Annotated in this window: 1 protein-coding gene; it reads right to left on the bottom strand. The window is 76.8% G+C overall.

Annotation, left to right across the window (positions count from 1 at the left end; genetic code table 11):
- The coding region (locus ACYVIP_RS44775) for a type 2 lanthipeptide synthetase LanM family protein (RefSeq protein WP_460407343.1) at window positions 1–2,450 on the bottom strand (2,450 nt) is incomplete at both ends.

Raw genomic sequence — 2,450 nt, 5'->3', positions numbered from 1 at the left:
GGCCAGCTCCGGCGGCCGCTGCCCGGTCGTGGCGAGCACGGCCAGCGGCTCGGCGATGCCCAGCTCGCCGTGGCACAGGCTCAGGTCGGCCAGGACCGGCCGCGGCGCGAGCAACGGCGCCGGGTCGGCGGCCCCGGCGATCGCGAGCCCGGCGAGCCCCGAACACCACCCGAGATCCCCGGAGTCGCTGGTGGCCGCCAACGCCAGCCGAGCGGCCTCGGGGTCCCGGTCCGACAGTGCCCAGGCGATGCCGGCCGCGCCGTTCGCGAACCCGCCGGCGCCCGCGCTGCCCGTGCGGCGCACCAGTTCGGCCAGCCGGCGGGCGCAGTTGTCGGCCAGGGTGGCCGCCTGCGCCAGTCCGAGTTCGGCGTGCACCGCGGTCATCGCGGCCAGACAACCCGCGCCGCCGGTGGCGATCCCCGCCCCGCCCGGGGTGCCCGCCGCCCTGGCGGCCAGCGCGACCGCGGTGGCGGTGGCCGCGCGCAACCCGTCGTCGGCGAGCAGGGTGCTGAGCCTGGCCAGCCCGTAGGCGATGCCGCCGAAGCCGTGCAGGCCGCCGCAGCCGACGGCGGCGACCAGGTCCGGGCGTTCGGTGAACGTGCCGAGCGTGTCCGGCACCGCGTGCACCGCCCGGCGGGCGACCTCGCCGTAGCGCGCGATCCCGGACAGCTCGCTGAGCTGGGCGAGGAACAGCGCGACCCCGACATGTCCGTTGCCAAGGCCAGCGCCCATCGGCAGCACCAGCCACTGCCGGTCGTCGACCAGCTCGATGCCGAGCCAGTTCAGCCGGTGGCCTTCGTCCAGGGTGTGCGCGACGATCTGGTCGGCGATCGCGCAGGCCGAGGCGAGCAGGCGTTCCGGGGTGGCCGCGGTGCCGGCCAGGCTGGCGCGGGTGGCGCCGCCCCGGTGCTCGCCGGCCGGGGCGCGGGTGGCCAGCGCGGCGGCGATCACCCACTCCTGGTCGCGCCGGTCCACATCGCCCATCGCGGCCACCCGGCCGCCGGCGACGACCAGCCCGGCGGCCGGCAACGCGCCGGGCAGCCGCTGTCCGGCCGAGCTCCACAGGTCGGCCGAGGACGGCCGGGTGGTGAACAGCGGGACGTCCATCGCCCACAGGTCGTACTGTTCGTGCCGGCAGGCCTGCCAGCGCAGCGGATGGTGCGCGGACTCGGTCCACAACAGATCGAACACGGCGTCCCGGTCCAGCGCGTCGCGCAGCAGCTCCGGCCGGGTCGACTCGGCCAGCAGGGTCAGGTAGCCGCGCGAGTGCCGTACCGCGACCCGGACCTCCACGTCGGCGAACCCGGCCAGCAGCTCGGTGAACTCCGTGCGGCGCCTGGTGATCGTGTCGTAGGCGGCGCGGAAACCGGCCAGCAGCGCCCGTTCGTGGTCCACCACGTCCAGCGCGCGCCCGTCGAGCCGGGGACGGTTGGCCGCCGCGCCGCCAAGGCCGGACAGGTCCGCCGCGCCGTGCTCGCCCACGATCGCGATCGGCAGCAGCCCGGTGCGCTGCACGGAGTCCGACAGCAGCCGGGCCGCCGGGTCGACGGTCGCGGTGTCGGCGGCCAGCGAGGGGTGGAACAGCGTCTCCACGTCGACCAGCACCGGCTGGTCGCCGCACGCGATCACGTTCTCCAGGTGGATGTCCGCGGCGTAGAGCGCGTGCAGCAGCGCGAGCAGCGCGCCCTGGCGGCGGTAGAACAGGTCGGCGGCCTCGATCCCGGGCAGCGGCCCGCCGGGCACGTGGGTCAGCCAGCCGTACCCGGTGCGCACCAGCGCGGGCACCGCGTACAGGTCCAGCCTGGGCAGCGCGCGGTTGAGCCAGCGCAGCGCGCCGGAGAACAGTTCGTGCGCGGTGAGGTCGCGGGGTTTGTACACCACCCGGCGGCCGTCGGCGAAGGTCAGCAGCGCGACCGCGCGGCCGTGCCGGTGCCCGTCGCCAGCGCCGGTCTCGATCTCGCGCAGGACGCCGGGGTCGACGCCGTCGAGCAGGGTGTCCACGATGGCCGGGCGGTCGAGCAGGAACCGGGTCAGCAGTTCGACGGTCGCGGCCGCGTGCTGGTCGGCGGTCCTGGCGAGCAGCCGGGCGAGCACCGGGTAGGTGCCGAGCAGGTCGGCGAGGCCGGCGGGGTCGGTGAGCGAGGTCGCGTAGTCGCCAGCGGAGGTCACGGTGCCGGCCGCCAGCCGGGTGTCCAGCTCGTGGCGCAGGGTGCGGGCGGCGAGGTCGACCAGCTTGCCCGACAGCCGCCGCGCACCGCACTCGGCCAGTGCCGCGAGGTCGGCCTGGGGCGCGGCCAGCCCGGCGCTGGCGGTGATCTCGGCGACGGCGTTGGTGACGAACGGGCGCAGCACGGGGGCGAACGCGGTGCGCCAGTCCGCGTCGGTCACCCGCTGCGCGCGGGCGGCCAGCAGCGCGAGCTCGACGGTGCCCGCCCACGCCGGCCGCCCGG

It is taken from the genome of Actinophytocola sediminis, from assembly GCF_054779715.1.
This window is presented reverse-complemented; position numbering and strand designations above follow the sequence as displayed.